Annotated in this window: 15 protein-coding genes and 1 pseudogene; 8 read left to right on the top strand and 8 right to left on the bottom strand. The window is 49.6% G+C overall.

Annotated elements, in window-relative coordinates; translation table 11 throughout:
• Positions 1-6: 6 nt before the first annotated feature.
• Positions 7-1,104: an efflux RND transporter periplasmic adaptor subunit gene (locus C510_RS0114730; RefSeq protein ID WP_018712039.1), complete on the top strand. Its 1,098-nt coding sequence runs from the start codon at positions 7-9 to the stop codon at positions 1,102-1,104.
• Positions 1,105-1,107: 3 nt separating this feature from the next.
• Positions 1,108-2,430, top strand: a complete 1,323-nt coding sequence (locus C510_RS0114725) for a TolC family protein (RefSeq protein ID WP_018712038.1) — start codon at positions 1,108-1,110, stop codon at positions 2,428-2,430.
• A 97-nt stretch (positions 2,431-2,527) separates the two neighbouring features.
• Here the strand turns inward: C510_RS0114725 and C510_RS0114720 are convergent, their stop codons facing one another.
• The 3 genes from C510_RS0114720 to C510_RS0114710 form a co-directional block, all read right to left on the bottom strand.
• Positions 2,528-4,444, bottom strand: a complete 1,917-nt coding sequence (locus C510_RS0114720) for a biosynthetic peptidoglycan transglycosylase (protein ID WP_025892886.1) — start codon at positions 4,442-4,444, stop codon at positions 2,528-2,530.
• Positions 4,445-4,486: 42 nt separating this feature from the next.
• On the bottom strand, positions 4,487-5,539 hold the full coding sequence (locus C510_RS0114715; protein ID WP_018712036.1) for a hypothetical protein: 1,053 nt from the start codon (positions 5,537-5,539) through the stop codon (positions 4,487-4,489).
• 131 nt (positions 5,540-5,670) lie between these two features.
• On the bottom strand, positions 5,671-6,507 hold the full coding sequence (locus C510_RS0114710; protein ID WP_018712035.1) for a CvfB family protein: 837 nt from the start codon (positions 6,505-6,507) through the stop codon (positions 5,671-5,673).
• Between the two features lie 123 nt (positions 6,508-6,630).
• Between C510_RS0114710 and C510_RS0114705 the strand changes: the two genes are divergently transcribed.
• The 5 genes from C510_RS0114705 to C510_RS0114680 all read left to right on the top strand — a co-directional run bounded on the left by C510_RS0114705 (position 6,631) and on the right by C510_RS0114680 (position 12,821).
• Positions 6,631-7,503: an endonuclease/exonuclease/phosphatase family protein gene (locus tag C510_RS0114705; protein WP_018712034.1), complete on the top strand. Its 873-nt coding sequence runs from the start codon at positions 6,631-6,633 to the stop codon at positions 7,501-7,503.
• Between the two features lie 255 nt (positions 7,504-7,758).
• Positions 7,759-9,081: a TolC family protein gene (locus tag C510_RS0114695; protein WP_018712032.1), complete on the top strand. Its 1,323-nt coding sequence runs from the start codon at positions 7,759-7,761 to the stop codon at positions 9,079-9,081.
• A 67-nt stretch (positions 9,082-9,148) separates the two neighbouring features.
• Positions 9,149-10,240 carry an HlyD family secretion protein gene (locus C510_RS0114690; protein ID WP_018712031.1) on the top strand — a complete coding sequence of 364 codons (1,092 nt, stop codon included), beginning with the start codon at positions 9,149-9,151 and terminating at the stop codon, positions 10,238-10,240.
• Between the two features lie 8 nt (positions 10,241-10,248).
• A complete protein-coding gene (locus tag C510_RS0114685) occupies positions 10,249-11,889 on the top strand; it encodes an MFS transporter (RefSeq protein ID WP_018712030.1) in 1,641 nt (546 codons plus the stop codon).
• A 59-nt stretch (positions 11,890-11,948) separates the two neighbouring features.
• Complete coding sequence (locus C510_RS0114680; protein WP_018712029.1) at positions 11,949-12,821, top strand: helix-turn-helix domain-containing protein; 873 nt, start codon at positions 11,949-11,951, stop codon at positions 12,819-12,821.
• 43 nt (positions 12,822-12,864) lie between these two features.
• On the opposite strand, the gene C510_RS0114675 is transcribed toward C510_RS0114680, so the two are convergent.
• Genes C510_RS0114675 through C510_RS0114665 form a run of 3 tightly spaced genes read right to left on the bottom strand, consistent with a single transcriptional unit; the run spans position 12,865 to position 16,516 of the window.
• The gene (locus C510_RS0114675) at positions 12,865-13,590 is read right to left on the bottom strand and encodes an ABC transporter ATP-binding protein (RefSeq protein WP_018712028.1); all 726 of its coding nucleotides are present in this window, start codon (positions 13,588-13,590) and stop codon (positions 12,865-12,867) included.
• 6 nt (positions 13,591-13,596) lie between these two features.
• Complete coding sequence (locus tag C510_RS0114670; RefSeq protein ID WP_018712027.1) at positions 13,597-14,319, bottom strand: tRNA threonylcarbamoyladenosine dehydratase; 723 nt, start codon at positions 14,317-14,319, stop codon at positions 13,597-13,599.
• A 52-nt stretch (positions 14,320-14,371) separates the two neighbouring features.
• The gene (locus C510_RS0114665) at positions 14,372-16,516 is read right to left on the bottom strand and encodes a cation:proton antiporter (protein ID WP_018712026.1); all 2,145 of its coding nucleotides are present in this window, start codon (positions 16,514-16,516) and stop codon (positions 14,372-14,374) included.
• A 167-nt stretch (positions 16,517-16,683) separates the two neighbouring features.
• Here C510_RS0114665 and C510_RS0114660 point away from each other — a divergent pair, with 167 nt between their 5' ends.
• The gene (locus C510_RS0114660) at positions 16,684-17,694 is read left to right on the top strand and encodes an aspartate-semialdehyde dehydrogenase (protein WP_018712025.1); all 1,011 of its coding nucleotides are present in this window, start codon (positions 16,684-16,686) and stop codon (positions 17,692-17,694) included.
• A 433-nt stretch (positions 17,695-18,127) separates the two neighbouring features.
• Here C510_RS0114660 and C510_RS16690 read toward each other — a convergent pair whose 3' ends face one another.
• Complete coding sequence (locus tag C510_RS16690; RefSeq protein WP_154651995.1) at positions 18,128-20,284, bottom strand: amylo-alpha-1,6-glucosidase; 2,157 nt, start codon at positions 20,282-20,284, stop codon at positions 18,128-18,130.
• A 164-nt stretch (positions 20,285-20,448) separates the two neighbouring features.
• Positions 20,449-20,994 (bottom strand): annotated as a pseudogene (locus C510_RS17540) (hypothetical protein); the annotation flags it as partial.

The raw sequence follows: 20,994 nt of genomic DNA, 5'->3' as shown, positions 1-20,994 counted from the left end.
AGCCTTATGAAGAAATATGTAAAAGTAGCCGTGCTGATACTTATCGGCCTGATTTTCGTAGGAACCTTCGTATTCCTCTACCAGAAATCACAACCCAAAGAGACTGTCTACGAGGTATCGCCTGTAGGAACTGATACCCTGGTACAGACCACCGTAGCGACGGGAAAGATAGAACCACGCGATGAAGTACAAATCAAGCCACAGATTTCGGGTATCATAGCCGAAGTCTACAAGGAAGCCGGACAAACCGTGAAAGCAGGCGAAGTAATCGCTAAAGTCAAAGTGATTCCGGAACTGGGACAGCTCAACTCGGCCGAAAGCCGCGTGCGTCTGGCCACCATCAACGGCAAACAGGCAGAAACAGACCTGGAGCGCATGGAAGAACTCTACCAGTGCAAACTCGTAAGCAGCGAAGAATACGAAAAGACACTCCTGGCCGCCAAACAGGCACGCGAAGAGCTGCAGGCAGCCAAAGACAACCTGGAAATTGTGAAAGAAGGTATCACGAAAAACAGTGCCTCGTTCAGTAGTACCCTTATCCGCTCTACCATCGACGGACTGATTCTGGATGTCCCCATCAAGGTAGGTAACTCGGTCATCATGAGTAACACCTTCAACGATGGTACTACCATCGCTACCGTAGCCGACATGACTGACCTGATTTTCCGCGGTAACGTAGACGAAACCGAAGTGGGACGCATACACGAAGGCATCCCTGTCAAGATAACCTTGGGTGCCCTGCAGAACATGACTTTCGACGCGACCCTGGAATACATCTCGCCCAAGAGCGTAGAAAACAACGGAGCCAACCAGTTTGAAATCAAGGCAGCTATCGATGTTCCGTCCGACGTAACCATCCGTTCAGGCTACAGTGCCAATGCGGAAATGGAACTTCAACGGGCCGATAACGTACTGTGCGTTCCTGAAAGCGCATTGGAATTCCAAGGTGACTCTACCTTTGTCTATGTATTGACAGACAGCATACCGGTACAGAAATTTGTCCGCCGACAGGTCACTACAGGCATCAGCGACGGTATTAAAATTGAAATCAAAAAGGGTCTGAAGGCCAACGAACAGGTACGCGGACTGAAAAAGGAGGTATAAACTATGAAACTGAAACATATCCTGCTGGCAGCCGCCTGGACGGCCGTACTGCCCGTATCAGCCCAAGAAAGCTGGGACCTGGAGCGGTGTATCCGCTATGCCATCGACCACAACATTTCCATCAAGCAACAGGAAGCGACACAACAGCAGAACGAAATCGAAGTGAATACGGCCAAATGGAGCCGTCTGCCCAACCTGAACGGAAGCACATCCTATTCTTTCAACTTCGGACGAAGCCTACAGGCCGACAATACGTATCAGAGCATCAATACTCAGAATACCAGCTTCAGCCTGAGCACATCCATTCCGTTGTTTACAGGAATGCAGATTCCTAACAACATCGCTTTGGCCAAACTGAACCTGAAAGCTGCTATAGAGGACCTACAGAAAGCCAAAGAAGACATCAGTGTACAAGTCGCTTCGGCCTACCTGCAAGTGCTCTTCAACCAGGAACTGGCCAAGGTAGCGCACGAACAGGTACAATTGAGCGAAGAGATGCTGGCACAGAAACAGGCTTATTTCGACAATGGGAAAGCATCGGAGTCGGAACTTTATGAGGCCAAATCCCGTCTGGCACAAGACCAGCTTTCCGCCGTCCAGGCAGACAATAACTGCCAGTTGGCCCTGTTGGATCTGAGTCAGCTTCTGGAACTTCCTTCGCCGGAAGGCTTTCAGATTGTAACCCCGGATGTAGATTTCATCACCTTGCCCGGACAGCTTACTCCCCCATCGGAAATCTTCAGCACAGCCCTTCAGATAAAGCCTGCCATCCGTGCCGCACAATATCGGCTGGAAGGTGCCGCCAAGAACGTACGTATTGCGCAAAGCGCCTACTATCCGCAACTCAGCTTCGGAGGAGGTATCGGTACCAATTATTACAAGGTATCAGGAATGGGAAACAACAGCTTCGGGTCGCAGCTGAAAGACAACTTCAGCCAGTACATCGGACTGACGCTTAGCGTTCCTATCTTCAACCGCTTCAGCACCCGCAACCGGGTACGCAGCGCCCGTGTTCAGGAAATCCTGCAGAACTGGCAGTTGGAAGACAGCAAAAAGACACTGTACAAGGAAATCCAGCAGGCTTATTACAACGCCGTAAATGCCATTTCTAAATACGAAAGCAGCAAGACAGCAGACGAAGCCGCCAAAGCCTCGTTTACTCTTCTGAAAGAAAAGTATGCCCTTGGCAAAGCCAACGCTACGGAATACAACGAATCACGTACAGCCTGGATGAAAACGGTTTCGGACCGTATCCAAGCCAAATATGATTACATTTTCAGAGTAAAACTGCTTGATTTCTACCAAGGAAAGCCACTCACGTATTAATAAGGCATGAAAAAAAATGAAGCATGAAAAGAAAGCCGGAATATCGTAAAATCCAATAATATCCGGTATCTTCTCCATGCTTCATTTTCTGTTTCAATTACTCTTCATTCAACAAGTAGGCACGTGCAGGCCCTTTCACATCAATGACCGGAGCTACCGCCTCAGCCTGTTCGGCTGTAATGACTCCTTTTACGAGAAGACGCTTCGCCAGCAACTGGAAATAACCCGCCTGGTTCTCCTTCAACGTTGCATCCGGATTGAATACCGAGCGGAAATGCTTCGGCTTCGGAATGATGGAAGCCAGGAAAAACGCCTCATTCACCGTCAGGTCAGACGGTTCCTTATCGAAATAGAAACGGGAAGCTTCGCAGGCGCCGTAAACTAGCGGTCCCCACTCCACAATATTCAGATACACTTCATACATCCGCTCCTTCGAGGTTATCCGCTGGTTCTCGATGAGCCACACCAGCAACGCCTCTTCCAGTTTCCGGGCAATGTTCTTATGCCGGTTCAAGAAAATATTCTTCACCAACTGCATGGAAATGGTACTACCGCCACGGGCAAAACGTCCTACCTGCAGGTCATAGGCCAAAGCTTCCTGAATAGCCCCCGGCAGAAATCCCTGATGATAGAAAAAACCACCGTCCTCCGACTGTAATATGGCCATCTGCAACAAAGGGGAAATCCGCTCCAACGAACGGAAATTCGGATTGGAAGGTCCGATGGCAAAGGTACGGACAGGCATATCATGTTCATAGGCCGTATACTCGAACTCCTCATTCATACGGCCCAGTCCGGTATTTCCATAATCTGTGATACGGAATCCCTGCCCCACAAGGTCCGATGAAAACCGGAGGCTGTCCAGACAATTCCAGTCGATATCCACCCGCAAATCATACTTCAGATTCCCCGTAGTGCGTAATCCGTGTACGTGATGGAAGAGACCGGCCGGAAGAGAAGCGAACAGTTGTGAAGAAGGGAAAGGTTCCTTATGGACAGAGGCCGTCAGGTGCCAGCGTCCGTTCTTTTCCAACCGTACATACGGATGGAACTGAAGTTCGTTGACCGTCACTTCGGAAAGGCTGTCCAGCACAAAGGCCTGCTTCTCTACACACACCGTATAGTCCAATTGTCCCCGGTTCAACAAAATGGTATCAGGGGAAAGTGCCTGATGGAAAATCTCCAGTCCGGCTACCGAAGCGCTTCCCTCCAACATCCGTTGTCCTGACTGACCGGGATGTTCCTCCAATGAAAAAGCAATGGAATCAAAAGCCACCGTGGCCTGGTAATGCGGACCGATATACGGTAACAGCACCCGTCCCGAAGCCCCGCATCCGGAAAGTTTTCCTTTCATCAGGCGCTCCCGGTGAGCCAGAAAGCCCGAAACATTCCAACACCCTTTCTCATTGCCTTCCGTCACCCGGATATCTGCCTGGAAACGGTTGTCAACAATCTTCATCGAAGGTATGTCAAAAGAAGTAACCAGCGAATCCCGTTGTCCGATAATCCGGACGCGATTGAATCCGCCGTTTTCCGGAAGAAGACGGAACACGACATCCGCCAGCCGCTTTACCCGTGTAGCATAATCAGCCTGAACCTGTTTCCGGGCTTCATCCTCGACCGTCTTCTTCGGACTGCGGAAAAGACAGTCGTAATTCGACACTCCGTGCTTCTTCACGAAAGAAAGAGACAGCCCGTCGGCATCTATACTGCGCACAGACAGCTTCCGCTGAAGCAAAGGCAAGACATCCAACCGAAGCCGTAGATACTCCAACCGAAGCAATGTATCCCGCTGAGGAGGCACCACAGAAAGCCCCTTCAGCTCCACATCCGAAAATGAAGCGAACCGAAGCTCATCGTACGCTATCCGTAAATCCAGCCGCTGCTCCAGTTGCCCGATTTTCTGACCCGCTATCCGACGGAGCAAAGCACCCCGTCCGAAAAAAAGTCCCGCTACTGCCAGCAGCAATAGCGAGACCAATCCGATTGTAACTCGTTTTACCCACAATTTCATTTGTCTGAACAGATTGGTAACGGTTACAAAAATACAAGTAAACTACATTTCACGCAAGGAACGGCGGTCAGTTTGTTTCCGGTTTCCGTCATTATTTTTCCGATTTACCTGCCTCACATTTCCACGATTCTGCGAGCGTTGCGTACTCGACGGACGTTTCCCGATTTCTGGCTTTCTACCAGCTTCCGGACGGCTCCCAGCCTGCGGACGACTCCCAGCCTGCGGACGACTTCCGGCCTGCGGACGACTTCCGGCCTGCGGACGACTCCCAGCCTGCGGACGACTTCCGGCCTGCGGACGGTTAGCCGGTCTGTTCGGACGGACAGACGGAGCAGAATTTCCCGGATGGTTTGACGGACGGTTTGCCTCCGGCTTATGGGGGCGATTTCCCGGACGGTTCGCCTCCGGTCCACCCGGACGATTACCCGGTTTCGGACCCACCGGTGTAAAATGATACCCCGGTCCGCCCGGCTTCGGTGCCGGAACTCGACCCGGCCGTACTCCCGGACGAGCTCCCGGTCCGAAATCATGTTTCCTGAAATCCGGACGGGCACGGAAATATCCACCATATACGGCATGAGTGTAACGTCGGCCGAAGTGTTCCCGGTAATAGCTTCTTCCACCGCAATGGAACCGACTGTGTGCGCCCCGATATGTCAAGTAATGCCGGGGACGACCGAAATAAAAGAAAGTCCGGTTCGGATAAATCTGATATACACGCAGGTAACAACAATGGTTTACCGCATAAATCGGCCGGAAGAAATAATCCAAGGCCATGAAACGCAGGTATTCCGCACTCGACAGAATCCAGCGAAGGTCATCGTTCCGTTCATCCAGATAACGGTAATAAGCATCCATCGCCGCTGCCCGCGAATAAGCCAAGTCGTTGATATACGGGTCGATTCCACACAGGAAATCAAAATTCACTTCATACAGGTCATCGTACTGGTATTGGTTCAGATTCAGTTCGAAGGCCATTCGGTCGGTCAGGAAACGGGCATGTACCCGGATATCTCCCAAGCCGGAGGCCTTGGCCGGAAGTACCATCCAGCAAAGCCCCATCACCAGCCATACAATCAGATTTCTTTTACTCATATCTCTCGGTTTTAACAGATTAGGAAAGTGGAGTTTCCTCCTTTCACGATACAAAAATAGGAGGATAAAAATCCTCCTGCAACAGAAACCTCCCATCCTTCAGTAGGGACTTTCCTATTTCTGATAGGGAATCACGCCAGGCGGATTCCTTCGTCCTCCAGAACAACCAACCGTTTCTTATACAAGTCACCCACGGCTTTCTTGAATGTCTTCTTACTGACACCGAACGTATTATAAATGACCGTCGCATCCGTCTTGTCAGTCATCGGAATGTACCCTTGATTCTCGCGGATATAATCCAGCAGGATATCCACAAAGTCTTTCACTTTCTTCCGTCCGTCGGGCTGTAATTCCAGATCTATCTTTCCGTCCTCGCGTACTTGCTTGACATAGGCCTCCAGTTCCATACCCGGCTCCAACGTCTGGAAAATCTCGTTATGGTACAGCATACCGTAATACCGGTTCTCTACAATCACTTTAAATCCTAAGTCTGTACGTTGCCATACCAGTACCTTCACCTGCTCGCCTTTCCGGTAGTCGGCCCCTTCTTTCTCCAGGAAGTGTTCCACCTTGGCCGAAGCCATGATGCGGTAACTCTCTTCGTCCAGATGCACATATACCAGGTAACGGCGTCCCTTCTGCATCTTCATCTTTTGTTCGCGGAAAGGGACAAACAGGTCCTTCATCAGTCCCCAGTTCAGGAAAGCCCCGAACTCATTGACCCAGGCCACCTCCAGGTAAGCAAATTCACCCACCTGCGCATAGGGATGCAAGGTAGTCGCTACCAGACGTTCATCCATATCCAGATAGATAAACACGTTCAGCATATCGCCCGGCTTGCAGCCTTCCGGCACATAACGCTTCGGCAACAGAATCTCGCCGTCATCTCCTCCATCCAGGTACATGCCGAAATCGACTTCCTTTACAACTTCCAACTGATTGTACCGTCCTAATTGTATATGACTCATACTTTTTCTTTTTAATGATAATACGGCGTAAAGATACAAAATGACTCTCTTTTTTTTCCATAGTTGACCGAAAATCTCTACCTTTACCTTTAATTAGAATCAACGACTTAAAAACATCCATCTATGAAACACCTTAAGAACTGGATACTGGCTGCCCTGTTGGGAGTCAATATCGCCGGGAATGTCTCTGCACAGACCTCCCAACAGCCCATTACCGTAAACTGGGGAACCTTCAATATCCGTTATGACAATCCAGATGACCAGGAAAACAACTGGAAATTCCGGAAAGACCGGGTAGCAACCTTCATCCAACAGGAAAAACTGGACATCGTGGGAATGCAGGAAGTGCTGCATAACCAACTGGAAGACCTGAAAACACGGTTACCGGAATATGCCGAAGTAGGTATCGGTCGGGAAGACGGAAAACAACAGGGAGAATATGCACCTATCTTCTACCGCAAGGACCGTTTCAAACTATTGGACAGCAACACCTTCTGGTTGTCCCAATATCCGGACAGTGTAGGATTCATCGGTTGGGACGGTGCATGCACCCGTATCGCAACCTGGGCCAAACTGGAAGAAAAAAGTACCGGAAAGATTTTCCTGGCTGTGAATACCCACATGGACCATGTAGGCGTAGAAGCCCGTCGGAAAGGGGCCTTGCTGATTATTGAACGCATCCAGGAGATTGTAGGGAACCGCCCTGCCGTACTGACCGGCGATTTTAACGTAAACGATGCATCGGAAGCCTACCAGACACTGACCACCAACAAATTCGTCCTGAAAGATGCCTACAAGACAGCCGATGTGAAAGAAGGGGTTTCCTATACCTTCCACGATTTCGGAAAAATCCCGATGGACGAACGGGAAAAGATAGACTTCATCTTCGTCACTCCACAAATCAAGGTGAACCGTAGCTGGATTCCGAAAGAGAATGCCGACGGAAAAGGGTTGCTCTCCGACCACAACCCCCAACTGGCTACCTTACAGTTCTGACAATAACCACTCCTGGTTTCATACTCCGAAAAACAAACGGAGGTTTTATTTCCATTCACAAGCAGGCATCCGGCTGGCAGAAAATCCACCGGATGCCTGTTTCATTTTTACCAACCATCCGAAAAACAGTCATTTCCTCTACCTCCATCCGTTCTTTCTACAGAAAAGGAAAATATGAACATCCAAAGCGAAAATGCCGTAATATCCATCCGAAGCTAACAGCCTATCTTTGCATCAGATAAACGAAACAAAGATATGAAAAGACTATTACTCACATTTGCTGTAACCTGTTCACTTTTTCCGCTGAAGGCACAGGAGGTGCTTACACTGGAACAATGTCTGAAGATAGGCATAGAGAACAACCTGTCGCTGGAGGCCAGGCGCAACGACATCCGGAAAGGGAAGCATACGATTTCGGAAAACCGTGCCAAGCTGCTGCCTCAGATTACTGCGACCGCCTCATTCAACGACAACTTCAACCCTCCGGTTTCCGTAACCGACGGCTCTGCCTATGGGAACCCGTATAACGTGACCCACACCCTGCAATACAATGCTTCGGCAGGGCTCCAGCTACAGATGCCGCTGTACAACCAGACCATCTACACCGCACTCTCGATAGCCGAGACCATGGACAAAATCAACGGACTCTCCTACGAGAAAGCCCGCGAAGACCTGATGATGCAGATAGCCCAGATGTATTACCTGGGACAAAGCACATCGGAACAGCTTGCCATCGTCAAGGGAAATATCCGCCGGCTGGAAGAGTTGAAAGACATCACAACCGCTTTTTTCGACAACGGCATGGCCATGGAAGTCGATGTAAAGCGTGTCAATATCAACCTGGAGAACCTGCAGGTACAGTACGACAACGCGGTCTCAATGCTGACTCAGCAGCTCAACCTGCTGAAATATGTAATGGATTATCCGGCCGAAAAGGAAATCTCCCTTACGCCGGTAGTTACCGAACACATCACGCCGGTAGCCTTAAGCGGATTATCCGAAAACCTGTCTGAACTGCGGCTGCTCCGTCAACAGGGTACCTTAGCCGAACAGCAACAGAAGATGATTTCCCAAGGTTACCTGCCGTCGCTCAGCCTGACCGGAAACTTCATGTATTCAGCCTTTACAGACAAAGCGAAGAACTGGTTCCACTCCGGACCGTCAAACCACTGGTATAATTCTTCGGGCATCGGCCTGACACTACGTATCCCGATTTTCGACGGATTCGACAAACGCTCCAAACTGCGGAAAGCCCGGATAGATACCGAAAACGTAAAGCTTGCCTACGAGAATACCCGGAAAAACCTGCAGACCCAGTATCTGAACGCCACCAACGAGCTGATGAACAGCCAACGGAACTTCACGAAACAGAAGGACAATTACCTGTTGGCCGAAGATGTGTACGAAGTCACTTCCGACCGTTACCGTGAAGGCATCGCTTCGATGACGGAAGTCCTGCAGGACGAAATGCGGATGAGCGAAGCCCAGAACAATTACGTCAACGCGCACTACAACTACCGGATGACCAATCTTTCTCTGCTGAAACTGACCGGAAATCTGGAAACCCTACTGAAGTAGAACCACTTTAAACAACATTTTAAGGCTGTTTAGATACAGCCCCATCCACCTCTTAAAAAACGATAACATGGAAACGAAAGAACAGAACATACCGAACAATACCTTGGAACAACAAGCCAACCGACTCAAGAAACAACGCCGCCGCCAACGGGTAGCCAGTGCCTTCGGCATTCTTATCCTCCTGGTAGGACTGATACAGATTGTCCAACTTTTCACAGATTACCGGTTGAACGAAACCAGTAACGATGCCCAGGTAGAGCAATACATCTCCCCCGTCAACCTCCGCGCATCGGGCTATATCAAGAGAATCTGCTTCACGGAACATCAATCGGTGAAAAAGGGAGATACCCTGATGATACTCGACGACCGGGAATACAAGATACGGGTCATGGAAGCAGAAGCCGCCCTCAAGGATGCATTGGCCGGAGCTGCCGTCATCGGACAAAGCCTTCATACCACCCAGGCTTCGGCTTCGGTATTCGAAGCTTCCATCTCGGAAGTGGAAATCCGACTGGCCAAACTGGAGAAAGACCGCCAGCGCTATGAGAACTTGCTGCAACGGAATGCTGCCACACCTATCCAACTGGAACAGGTAACCACTGAATACGAGGCTACCCGCAAGAAACTGGAGGCCTTGAAACGCCAGCAGAAAGCTGCCCTTTCAGGAGTAAATGAAGTGTCTACCCGGCGTGAAAGTACCGAAGCCGCCATCCAACGGGCACGTGCCGCTCTCGAAATGGCCCGACTGAACCTTTCGTATACCGTAGTGACAGCCCCGTGTGACGGAAAACTCGGTCGCCGTTCCATCGAGGAAGGACAATACATCTCTGCCGGACAGACCATCACCTACATCCTGCCCGATACCCAGAAATGGGTGATAGCCAATTACAAGGAAACCCAGGTAGAGAACCTCTCCGTCGGTCAGGAAGTCCGTCTGACGGTAGACGCCATCAGCGGAAAGGAATTTACCGGGAAAATAACAGCCATTTCGGGTGCTACCGGTTCCAAGTATTCGCTGGTGCCCACCGACAACTCCGCCGGCAACTTCGTGAAAATACGCCAACGCATACCGGTACGCATCGATTTCGTGAATCTATCTCCGGAAGACAACGAGCGGTTGGCAGCCGGTATGATGGTCATTGTCAAAGCTAAAATCTAAGAAACACCATGGCTTGTCGTCCGAAAAACTATCCGTTCTATAATTGGGTACCCAAACCATTGGGTATCCTGATTCTGATACTGCTCTTCGTCCCCATCCTCACAGTAGGAGGGGTCTATACCGCCAATAGCGGTGAGATGACCAGCGGACTGGGCCTCCAGTCGGAACATATCCAGTTCGTCGGGTTCGTTACCTCTATCGGGATGGCCGCCTTCTCGCCCTTCTTCTACCAGTTGGTATGTATCCGTCGGGAAAAGATGATGTGTATTGCCGGTTTCTCCCTGCTGTATCTGCTGAGCTACGTCTGTGCGATAACCGACAGCATCTTCCTGCTGGGGTTATGCAGCCTCATCATGGGCTTCCTGCGCATGGTACTCATGATGGTCAACCTCTTCACCCTTATCCGGTACGCTTTCGGTATGGAAGCCACCCGCAACATCACTCCCGGCATGGAACCCGATACCGAAGAGGGTTGGGACAAGCTGGACAAGGAAAAAAGTCAGAGCATGCCTATCATCTACCTGTTCTTCATGATTCTGGGGCAGGTAGGCACTTCACTCACAGCCTGGCTGGCATACGCCTACCAATGGCAGGATGTGTACTACTACATGATGGGAATGACACTGGTTGCCATCCTGGTGGTTTTCCTGACCATGCCTTACCATCCTTATGCAGGCAGACGTTTTCCCATCAACTTCCGGAAATTCGGCAGCGTATCAGTATTCAGCGCCCTGATGACCTGTATCATTTACGTGTTGGTGTACGGAAAGACCCTCGACTGGTATGCAGATGCTACGATTGTACGTTCCACCGTACTGGCGATATTCTTCGCAGGAGTATTCCTTTACCTGGAATCTTCCGGTCGGTCGCCCTACTTCCTGCTGGACATCTTCCGCCTGCGTACCATCCGCATGGGAATTGTCCTGTTCCTTCTGCTGATGATTTTCAACACCAGCTCCCTGTTTGTAAACGTGTTCACCGGAGTAGGTATGCAGATAGACAACTGGCAGAATGCTGCTTTGGGCAACTGGAGTATCGCCGGTTACCTCATCGGAGCCATAATTGCCATTGTCCCCGGCTCACGAGGCGTGAAACTGAAATACCTTTTCGCCGCAGGCTTCCTGCTGATAGGTGCATCGGCCTTGTTCATGTACTTCGAGGTACAGAATGCCGGACTCTATGAACGCATGAAATACCCGGTCATCATCCGTGCTACCGGTATGATGCTCCTTTATTCGCTCACGGCCGTCCACGCCAACCAGCGTATGCCTTACCGCTACCTGTCTACCTGGATTTGCATCATGCTTACCGTGCGTATGGTTATCGGTCCGGGTATCGGTACCGCTCTTTACACCAATGTACTCCAAGAACGGCAACAACATTATATCACCCGTTTCGCCCAGGATACAGACCGTACCCATCTGCAGGCAGCCGCTTCGTACGACCAGACTGTAAACGGTATGCGTTATCAGGGGCGGAGCGAAACCGAAGCCGAAAACATGGCCGCCATTTCCACCAAAGGAAAGATACAGGTACAGGCCACCCTCTCGGCCGTCAAGGAAATGTCCGGATGGACCTTCTACGGCTGCATGGCATCCATGCTCTTTGTTCTCGTTTATCCCTATCGTAAGAGGAAATTATCGGCCTAGCGGGAAATATTCCCGCCGGGTACGGTAATTTTATTATCTTAGCGGAAAATTCAAGCGATATGGAAAACGCCGCCATAAGATTAGAAAAATTACAGAAAGCCCTGACCGGTCAGTCCGATGTATGTTCATCAGGCGGACCGGTTAGGGATTTTCCCGAAAGTTTCCGGAACGGTTTCCGGAATTTCGGAATCGGACTCATCGTATGCACACAAGGTGAGTTCAGGTTTTCCCTGGCTTCGGGAGCCTACACGGCTGCAGCAGGAGAAACGGTCTTTATCCCCGAAGATACCCCCTTCCGTATCACCGGCCAATCGGAAGATATGGAAGTCAGCATCCTCATCTACAAGGTTCAGCCCATCAAAGATATTCTGGGGAACCTGGTCTATTCCGTCCATCTCTACAGCCGTATGTCGCCCGACCTGCCGTGTGTCTGGAAGACCGGCGACGAAGAAGACATAATTACCTATATGACTCTGATAGGTACGGACACCCCTTCCGACGATAATCTCTTTGCGGTCTACGAGCGGAAACTCCTGCTTCTTTCGCTGACCTACCGTCTGTGTGCCATTTTCCAACGGAAATACCTTTCCGGACAGACAGCCAATGTCCGACAGACGGAAATCTTTCTCCGGCTCATCCAGTTCATCGACCGGTATTATACCTCCCAACGCGGTGTGGAATTCTATGCAGACAAACTGTGCCTGTCGCCCAAATACCTGTCCGGCGTTTCCAAGGCAGTGTGCGGTTACACCGTTCAGGAACTGGTATTCAAGGCCATCACCCGCCGCAGCATGTCGCTGCTGGACAGCACCAACAAGACAGTGCTGGAAATTTCCGAAGAGCTTAATTTTCCGAATCCTTCCAGTTTCGGAACCTTTTTCCGGAAACAGACAGGCCTCTCTCCACAAAAGTACCGTGAGCGGAAGAAATAAGTACTGCGAGCGGAAAGCCAGGAAGGTCGTCCTCAAAGGCGGCTTACTCAGCAGAGTCCAACGTAGGAGCCGAGGTAGCATCCTGAGTCGAATCCAAGGATGAATTCTGTGAAGAATCAGACAGGATTTTTCCGTCTACGATGTGGATTGTACGGTCCGTCTGCTGTGCCAGCCCTTCATCATGGGTCACAATGACGAACGTCTGTCCCAGGCGGTCGCGCAAGTCGAAGAACAAGCGGTGAAGCTCTTCCTTGTTACGGGTATCCAGACTCCCCGAAGGTTCATCTGCCAGCACCACTGCCGGCCGGTTGATAAGGGCACGTGCTACTGCCACCCGCTGCTTCTCTCCACCCGACAATTCTGCCGGCTTGTGGCCGGACCGCTCCTTCAGTCCCAGAAACTCCAGCATCTCCAATGCCTGTCTGCGTGCCTCGCCTGCGGATACTCCCTGAATCAGCGCCGGAATCATGACATTCTCTAAGGCTGTAAACTCCGGCAACAGCTGATGGAACTGAAATACGAAACCGATATGCTTATTACGGAAAGCCGACAGTTCTTTCTCCCGCAAACGGTTCACTTCCGTACCTTCTATCACAATCCGTCCGGCATCCGGCTTGTCCAGTGTACCCATAATCTGAAGCAAGGTAGTCTTTCCTGCCCCACTAGGCCCCACAATGCTCACCACTTCACCCTTTTCTATCATCAGGTCTATACCTTTCAAGACCTGTAGCGAACCGAAACTTTTGGTAATACCTTCCAGTTGAATCATACTTTCTTACAATTTACGAATGACATACTCGGCCAGATAACAGCCGAACACGGCAGGCATGTAACTGACCGTTCCCGCCGTTGATTTCTTGTTCTGTTCATTATCGATGAGGATGACTGCCCGCTCGTCGGCCTGTTCTGTACTGAATACCACCGGCAACTTACGCTTCATGCCCATCTTCTGCAGACGTTTACGCACCGCCTTACTCAAACCGCAATGATAGGTTTCCCACAGGTCGGCAAAACGCACCTGCGTGATGTCCCGCTTTGCTCCTGCCCCCATACTGCTGATGATTTTCAGGCCCCGCTGCAAGGCATGGTAAATCAGATAACATTTCGGAGCAACCGTATCAATAGCATCCACGATGAAATCATAATGAGCGGAATCCAACAGCTCGGGGATGGCCTCATCCTTCAGATAGACGGGAAGTACAGTCAATTCCACTTCGGGATTGATGTCGCGGAAACGTTCTGCCAGCACTTCAGCCTTCGGCCGTCCGATTGTGGCATGTGTAGCCGGAAGCTGGCGGTTGATGTTACTCGGCTGTACCGTATCGGCATCTACAATTGTCATCCGGCCTACACCGGCCCGACAAATCATCTCCGCCGCATAAGCGCCTACACCGCCCAAGCCTACCACCAGCACATGTGCCTGGCGCAGACGCATCATTTTTTCTTCGCCCAGCAGCAAGGCGGTACGCTGCTGCCAGGCCGGATTCATTTCACTCATCTGATTTGTATGTAAAAGTAGTCTTTCTTATGAACCTTTGGACCGGACGGACCTAGGCCTCCTTCTTGAACCATTTATAAAGGCGGTTACGCACTTTGTCATACAGCTGACTCTCCGCATATCCGTGCGGATCGGAAAAAGTCAGTTGTTCATTCGGGTCACCCATCTGGTCCGGATAAAGCACCATGATGCTGCAAGTATTGAAATATTTGGAAATCTGTCCCGGCAGACGTTCAAAGGCAGAATCATACGAGATTGACCCCCGACGTGAACTGACAATCACCAGCAGGTGATCGAAATTTACCTGTCCCGTAATAATCAGCAAGTCTTCCCAATTCTCCAGTTCCTGGTATTCGGCCAATACTTCCTTATGCAGTTTACGGATACATCCTTTCAGGTACCCCAATGTCTGCGGGTGTGCAAAGAAATGCAGACGACATCCCAGCTCACCGCTCATACGGCACAGATGCGAAACCCATTTCACGAAACCATGCTCGTATTCCGCCTTGGGAGGTACTGCCACCAGAATACGCCGCAAGGTATTTACCGGCATCTGGAAACGTGCAATCATCACCTGCTGATAATATTTCTTCAACAGATTTTCCGCCAGAGTTCCGAAAAACGAATCGACAATATTCGTCTTGCGATGCAGACCGATGATGATGCTTGTCACATCATACTCTTTGGCTGCATGAAGAATTCCCGTGGCGATATTCAAGTCAAAACGGCTCACCGTACGCATGGATACATTCGCCGATGCCGCTATCTGTGCGGCCCGTTCCAGGTTCCGGCGTCCCCGCATCTCCAGACGCACCGAGTCGTTGCTGTCGTTTATCACATTCAGTGCTACCAGGTTGTCCAACTGTTTCGGGTTACGTACCACCAGTCCCAACGAAATCAGGTCTTCCAAAGTATCCGGATTGGAAAGCGGAATCAGGAAACGTTCCTTCTCGTTCGCCTTTCCTTCATCCAGTTCCGCCTCGTCAGTCACAATCTGCTTGGCCGCGTGCTCTGTGATAAATGAGCTGACTACACAAGTCACCAAAATGAGTAGAATGGTACCGTTCAGCACATCTTCATTCAGCAACCGTTGGCCGTCGGGCAGGATAATGTTATACCCCACCAAAACCGCCGCCAATGTAGCTGCCGCCTGGGCGTTGCTCAGACCGAACATCAGCTCTCTTTCCACGGCCTTCATGCGGTATATCTTCTGTGTCAGCCACGAGGCAATCCATTTGCCCACCAGCGCTACAACAATCATGACTCCGGCCACTTTCAACGAATCGATGTGCCCGAAAAGTACATTCACATTGATAAGCATTCCTACTCCGATAAGGAAATAAGGAATAAACAGCGCGTTACCGACAAATTCCAGGTGACTCATCAGCGGAGAGACATGAGGGATAAGCCGGTTCAACACCAATCCGGCAAGGAAAGCGCCCAGAATCCCTTCCATGCCCACCACTTCCATCAGTCCCGCTCCGAGAAAGACCATCGCCATGACAAAAATGTACTGCACAACATTATCACTGTAGCGACGGAAAAACCAGCGTCCGATACGCGGGAACGTATACATGATGACCATACTCAGCACAATGACCTTCAACACCAGCCACACCCAGAACATGCCCGAGGTATCTCCCTTGAACATACCTCCTACCACGGCCAGAACCAACAGGGTCAGGGTATCCGTCACCGCCGTACCTCCCACAGCGATGCCTACAGCACGCTGCCGGTTGATGCCGTAACGGATGACAATGGGATAAGCGATCAGGGTATGCGAGGCATACATACTGGCCAGCAATACCGAAGTAATGAGACCGTAGCCCAGAATATGCAGATTGGTCCAGATACCTATGCCCAACGGGAAGATAAAAGCCAGTAATCCCAATACGGTAGCCTTTACCCGGATACTCTTGAAATCTTCCATGTTCATTTCCAGACCGGCCAGAAACATGATATAATACAATCCTACTTTCCCGAAAAGTTCGAAACTGCTGTCACGTGCCAGGATGTTCAGTCCATGCTCACCAATCACCACACCGGCCAGAATCATGCCGATGATATGCGGTATGCGCAGACGTTCCAACACAATGGGTGCGAACAGGATGATAACCAGTACCAGAAAAAAAATCCACGTAGGATCCGTAATGGGAAAATGGATATTCACGTCTATCCAGTCAAGCATTTCTTTCATAAAGGGCAGTCTCTATTCGTTTCTAAGACAAAATTATGAAAAATCTTTCAGTTTTACTGATTATTATCCAAGAATGTTTTATTTTTGCAGCCAATTGAAAAGACGGACAAAAGGAATGAAACGCGATCTGATCAATCATTAATAACACGTATAAAAGTAAGAAGAAAATGAAAGTAGCAATTGTTGGTGCGAGCGGAGCAGTAGGACAAGAGTTCTTACGTGTGCTCGACGAAAGAAATTTCCCGATTGACGAACTGGTGTTGTTTGGCTCTTCACGCAGTGCAGGCCGAAAGTACACTTTCCGTGGTAAGGAAATTGAAGTCAAACTTCTGCAGCACAATGATGACTTTAAAGGTGTAGATATCGCCTTTACTTCAGCGGGTGCAGGCACTTCCAAGGAATTTGCTGAAACCATCACGAAGTATGGAGCCGTGATGATTGACAACTCCAGTGCATTCCGTATGGACGCAGATATTCCTCTGGTAGTTCCAGAAGTGAATCCGGACGACGCCTTGAACCGTCCACGCAGTATCATCGCCAATCCGAACTGTACAACCATCCAGATGGTAGTAGCTTTGAAAGCAATCGAGAACCTGACTCATATCAAACGTGTACATGTATCTACTTACCAGGCAGCCAGCGGCGCCGGTGCAGCAGCCATGGACGAACTGTACGAACAGTACCGTCAGGTATTGGCCGGTGAACCTGTAACCGTTGAAAAATTCGCTTATCAGTTGGCCTTCAACCTGATTCCACAGATTGATGTATTTACTGACAACGGTTATACCAAGGAAGAGATGAAGATGTACAACGAAACACGCAAAATCATGCACTCTGATGTAAAGGTAAGTGCTACCTGCGTACGTGTTCCGGCTCTCCGTTCTCACTCTGAAAGTATCTGGATTGAGACCGAACGTCCGGTATCAGTAGAGGAAGCCCGCGAAGCATTCGCTCACGGTGAAGGTCTGGTACTGATGGACAACCCGGAAAAGAAAGAATATCCGATGCCGTTGTTCCTGGCCGGCAAAGACCCGGTATACGTAGGACGTATCCGCAAAGACTTGGCTAATGAAAACGGACTGACATTCTGGATTGTAGGCGACCAGATCAAGAAGGGTGCCGCACTGAATGCCGTTCAGATTGCTGAATACCTGATTAAAGTGAAGAATATCGGATAAAGGTATTACACACATACATAGAGAAAAAGGTGGTTGTTTCCGGAACGGGACAATCACCTTTTTTTGTTTTTGGATGGTCTTTTACTTTTTCTTTTGGGCGGCCAAAAGAAAAAGATAACAAAAAGAAAAACCGCCGGCTTCCGTTTTGAGGCGGCTGCGAAACGTATCCCGACGGAAACGCAGGAACTCGCTTCGCTCAGACAGCCTGCGTTTCTGTTCGTCGGAATCCGCTTCTCCGCTTTTTCGCCTCAAAACTAAGGCCGGAATCTTTATATATCCTATCGAGATGTAATGATTCTGATACAATCCTCATAGCTAAAAGAGCCGGAATCTTTATATATCCTATCGAGATGTAATGATTCTGATGCAATCCCCATAGCTAAAAGAGCCGGAATCTTTATATATCCTATCGGAGATGTCTTTCTATTAATGATCAATATGTCAATGCTTCTTTGTGATAGGTGTCGAAGCATGGATAATGTGCCAACGGACGCGGCTGACAGAAATCCACACCATCGAATACCGGATTCATTGCTACCGGTCTCTCCGGCAGAATCAGGTTGATTTCCGCCTCATCGCCTACCAGCTTCACATCGAACTTACCGTCCTTGTACGTATAATAGAGGGTACCTTTTCCGATTTTGACCGAAGTTTCCAGTTCCGTAATTTCAGCCGGCAGTTTCGGTTCTACGGTAATGACCCGCTTCATCATGTCCGGACGGATGCCCAGAAAATACTGGTACCACACACGGAGTTGTTCTGAGTTGCTCCATGCCTGCAGGAACGTACCCGAACGTCCTGCCCATTTGGCTCCTTCACGCGGATGAGCATCGGCATTCTCGCTCAAGCTACCTACAGCCCCTTCATGCAAAGCCTGTCGGTTCATGTTACAGAAAAGTTTCCAGGCCGTTTCCTGCTGTCCGTATTCGATCATGCGCTGCATAGCGATACCATTGTTCCACAACCATACCGTTCCGTTGTGATAGGCATCATCCTTATGGTAATAATGCCAGTTCTCGTGTTGCGGATGGAATTGCAGGTCCCACTGGGCCAATGAAGAGACTCCCCATGGATAAACCAGTTCTTCCCATACCCGACGAGTCACCTTTTGTTTAAAAGCATCATCCTTTATCAGTTCAAAACAATAAAGCTGATTGGGCCTATATTGCCAATCAGGAGTGCCATCGGAATTCAAATGGTCATATATCAGAATACTATCTTTGTTACAATAATCCTGTTCAAAATTCTGGGCCAATTTATCTGCTACTGCCTGCCAGGCTTCCGCATGTACCTTGTCGCCCATCAGTTCAGCCAGATGTACACCTGATACCAGCTGACTATACCACAGAAACTGAATATCATTTGCCCGATTGCCACGTGGAGACCCCGGTATACCGTTCCGTTTCACATCCATCCAGGTATCTGCATCTTCGTGCAACAGATACCCTTTATCATCAATGTGGTGACGGATACTTTGGTCAATACTGAGTACCACAGAAGGATAAATATCTTTCAAAAAACTCTGGTCACCGGAATATTTCAACAACTCTTCAGCTTCCATTACATAACGCGGAGTACCATCGGTTGTGTTATACAGAATCCCTTCCAAATTAGCCCGATTCGGTACACGCCCACATGTAACCGATGTAGTATCCGTATCCTGCAGTTTGGCAAAATCCTTCAATATCTCTTTAGTATAATCAAACTGTCCTGTCACCAACGTAGCTCCCGGCATGGCGATAAACATATCCCGTCCCCAATATTCGTTGAACCAAGGCAAACCAGCATAAATACCTTTTCCCTGCTGTTCCGTTATCAGTTCATCCATTGTCAAAGTAATCCAAGCCAATGCCTTGTCCAGTTCAGGCAGATTAGTATGTAGCGGATTGTTCACCTGAATCAAACTGTTCATCCGCGCTTTACGTGCCGCCAGTAATTCATTTCCCTGATTCCGGAAAAGAGTGACCAACGAATCACAATGAGCTTCCGTACCACAAGTAACCAGGAAACCTTCCGCCGATTTAGGAACTTTCATTGTATTCCCATCAAATGTCACCCTCTGAGCTACCAGAGGAACTATCTTCAATACCCTTTCTTCCGCTTCTATCGGAGTATAACAAAGTGCTTCAATTTGTTTGGTGGGATTCTTCAACAAGGTTTCATTCAATGCAAAAGAGATACTGTCACCTTGTATATCGGACAGACGGATACACAACAATTCGTAATTATCTACCAGTTGCAGCTGTTCCTTGGCATTTTTCCAACAACGGGTCAGACAATCAGGTAACACCGTAACCTCAGCTTCCTGACGTACCAGACGCTTCCCATCAACTGATAAGATATAATCCGAAAAAATACGTTTCTTGGCCAGGTTCCATCCGGCATACCAGTCTGTCGGTTCATCCTGATGCGTCCGTCCGTACCAGAAGCCTGCCTTTTTATCCGTATACGAATATTCCCGATTTTCTTGCGGAGTGACCGCTACTGCCAGCTCGTCTACTGACAAGGAACGGATTTCCGGCTGTTTCTCCGTAGGGGTGCAAGCGGCCAAAAAGGACAACGCCCCCAATGACAAAACTAATTTTTTCATAGCAATTTTAAAGTATGTATTTGATTTTGATAAAGTATAGGTATACGCCTATGTTTTTGCGAAGATAGGAAAAAGAATGGAATATCCGTCAAAAAAAACGAAGTTTGACGGAAGCTAACAAAGGGCACGCCCTGAACAAATTCTTTGGGTAAAATGGAGAAAAGCTACTTTTTCCGGATTGCAGGTTTCAGCCCCAGCTTCGCCGCCAGTTCCGGTTCATGCTTGCGTAAATAACTCCGGAACACCTCCGGATGATGACCGAATTCTCTAGCCACATACGAAACCGGACGCGGGTGCTGCCGCAGACTCTCGATAGCCTCAGCATATTTGGCCGCCACTGTCTTCATACGCTGACGCGAACGGGCAATGTTCAGTTCCGCATCCTCGGCTGCAACGATACCCGAACGCTCCAGGACCAGCGCACGGTGCCATTTGTGCAAATAGAACCGGAATCCTTCTGCCGGTACCCCCGTCCGCCGTACGATTTCCTTCATCGTAAGAGCTGTATCACGGAACATGGCCAACGCTTCAGCATATTTCTGTACTGTAGCAGGTAAAGGTTCATACTTCCGGCCATTTCCCAACAACGCTCCCCGCTTCTTCTTGCCGGCCAGCTTGGCCTGCCGGCGGGTTTCCTTCTTCTCCTTCAGCAAAGGCTGATGGTAGAACCGCAAGTGTTGCAAAAAACCGCCTTCTGATACCTTGCATTG

Source organism: Phocaeicola barnesiae DSM 18169 = JCM 13652 (assembly GCF_000374585.1).
Taxonomy (GTDB): domain Bacteria; phylum Bacteroidota; class Bacteroidia; order Bacteroidales; family Bacteroidaceae; genus Phocaeicola; species Phocaeicola barnesiae.
Note: the sequence above shows the minus strand (reverse complement) of the source record. Positions and strands in the feature narration are given on the sequence as shown.

Coding starts and splice junctions, on each gene's coding strand:
- C510_RS0114730 (WP_018712039.1), top strand. CDS start 7: ATGAAGAAATATGTAAAAGTAGCCGTGCTGATACTTATCGGCCTGATT.
- C510_RS0114725 (WP_018712038.1), top strand. CDS start 1,108: ATGAAACTGAAACATATCCTGCTGGCAGCCGCCTGGACGGCCGTACTG.
- C510_RS0114720 (WP_025892886.1), bottom strand. CDS start 4,444: ATGAAATTGTGGGTAAAACGAGTTACAATCGGATTGGTCTCGCTATTG.
- C510_RS0114715 (WP_018712036.1), bottom strand. CDS start 5,539: ATGAGTAAAAGAAATCTGATTGTATGGCTGGTGATGGGGCTTTGCTGG.
- C510_RS0114710 (WP_018712035.1), bottom strand. CDS start 6,507: ATGAGTCATATACAATTAGGACGGTACAATCAGTTGGAAGTTGTAAAG.
- C510_RS0114705 (WP_018712034.1), top strand. CDS start 6,631: ATGAAACACCTTAAGAACTGGATACTGGCTGCCCTGTTGGGAGTCAAT.
- C510_RS0114695 (WP_018712032.1), top strand. CDS start 7,759: ATGAAAAGACTATTACTCACATTTGCTGTAACCTGTTCACTTTTTCCG.
- C510_RS0114690 (WP_018712031.1), top strand. CDS start 9,149: ATGGAAACGAAAGAACAGAACATACCGAACAATACCTTGGAACAACAA.
- C510_RS0114685 (WP_018712030.1), top strand. CDS start 10,249: ATGGCTTGTCGTCCGAAAAACTATCCGTTCTATAATTGGGTACCCAAA.
- C510_RS0114680 (WP_018712029.1), top strand. CDS start 11,949: ATGGAAAACGCCGCCATAAGATTAGAAAAATTACAGAAAGCCCTGACC.
- C510_RS0114675 (WP_018712028.1), bottom strand. CDS start 13,590: ATGATTCAACTGGAAGGTATTACCAAAAGTTTCGGTTCGCTACAGGTC.
- C510_RS0114670 (WP_018712027.1), bottom strand. CDS start 14,319: ATGAGTGAAATGAATCCGGCCTGGCAGCAGCGTACCGCCTTGCTGCTG.
- C510_RS0114665 (WP_018712026.1), bottom strand. CDS start 16,516: ATGAAAGAAATGCTTGACTGGATAGACGTGAATATCCATTTTCCCATT.
- C510_RS0114660 (WP_018712025.1), top strand. CDS start 16,684: ATGAAAGTAGCAATTGTTGGTGCGAGCGGAGCAGTAGGACAAGAGTTC.
- C510_RS16690 (WP_154651995.1), bottom strand. CDS start 20,284: ATGAAAAAATTAGTTTTGTCATTGGGGGCGTTGTCCTTTTTGGCCGCT.